This is a genomic window from Mesorhizobium sp. M1322, from assembly GCF_040318085.1.
Lineage (GTDB): Bacteria > Pseudomonadota > Alphaproteobacteria > Rhizobiales > Rhizobiaceae > Mesorhizobium.
Map to the genome: position 1 here is coordinate 1 of NZ_JAMYLP010000208.1, position 1177 is coordinate 1177.

The 1177-nt window shown below is 62.0% G+C and carries 1 protein-coding gene; it reads right to left on the reverse strand.

The window, feature by feature from the left end:
• Position 1: 1 nt before the first annotated feature.
• Positions 2–1177 carry an elongation factor Tu gene (gene tuf / locus NKH12_RS30410; RefSeq protein ID WP_029352152.1) on the reverse strand — a complete coding sequence of 392 codons (1176 nt, stop codon included), beginning with the start codon at positions 1175–1177 and terminating at the stop codon, positions 2–4.

Below are 1177 nucleotides of genomic sequence, written 5' to 3' on the forward strand. Positions count from 1 at the left end.
ATTACTCTTTGATGGTGACGACGATGCCGGCACCGACGGTGCGGCCGCCTTCACGGATGGCGAAGCGCAGCTTCTCTTCCATGGCGATCGGCACGATCAGCTCGACATCGACGGTGATGTTGTCGCCCGGCATCACCATCTCGGTGCCTTCCGGCAGCGACACGATGCCGGTCACGTCGGTGGTGCGGAAATAAAACTGCGGACGGTAGTTGGTGAAGAACGGCGTGTGACGGCCACCTTCGTCCTTGGTCAGGATGTAAGCTTCGGCGACGAACTTCTTGTGCGGCTTGACCGTGCCCGGCTTGGCCAGAACCTGGCCGCGCTCGACACCTTCACGGTCGACACCGCGCAAGAGCGCGCCGATGTTGTCGCCGGCCTGGCCCTGGTCGAGCAGCTTGCGGAACATCTCGACGCCCGTGCAGGTCGTCTTGGTCGTCGGACGGATGCCGATGATTTCCAGCTCCTCGCCGACCTTGACCACGCCGCGCTCGACGCGGCCGGTCACCACCGTGCCGCGGCCCGAGATCGAGAACACGTCCTCGATCGGCATCAGGAACGGCTTGTCCAGCGGACGAACCGGCGTCGGGATGTAGTCGTCGACCGCAGCCATCAATTCGCGGATCGAATCCTCGCCGATCTTCTTGTCGGAATCTTCCAAAGCGGCAAGTGCCGAACCCTTGACGATCGGAATGTCGTCGCCGGGGAACTCGTTCTTGGTCAACAGCTCACGCACCTCGAGCTCGACCAGTTCGAGCAGCTCGGCGTCGTCGACCTGGTCGACCTTGTTCAAAAACACCACGATCGACGGCACGCCGACCTGACGGGCCAGCAGGATGTGCTCGCGGGTCTGCGGCATCGGGCCGTCGGCGGCCGACACAACCAGGATCGCGCCGTCCATCTGCGCGGCACCGGTGATCATGTTCTTCACATAGTCGGCGTGGCCGGGGCAGTCGACATGGGCATAGTGGCGGTTGGCCGTCTCGTATTCGACATGCGCCGTCGAGATGGTGATGCCGCGCGCCTTCTCTTCGGGCGCCGCATCGATCTGGTCGTAGCGCTTATATTCGCCAAAATACTTGGTGATCGCCGCCGTCAGCGACGTCTTGCCATGATCGACATGGCCAATCGTGCCAATGTTCACATGAGGCTTTGTACGCTCGAATTTACCTTTTGCCAT

Coding starts and splice junctions, on each gene's coding strand:
- tuf (WP_029352152.1), bottom strand. CDS start 1,177: ATGGCAAAAGGTAAATTCGAGCGTACAAAGCCTCATGTGAACATTGGC.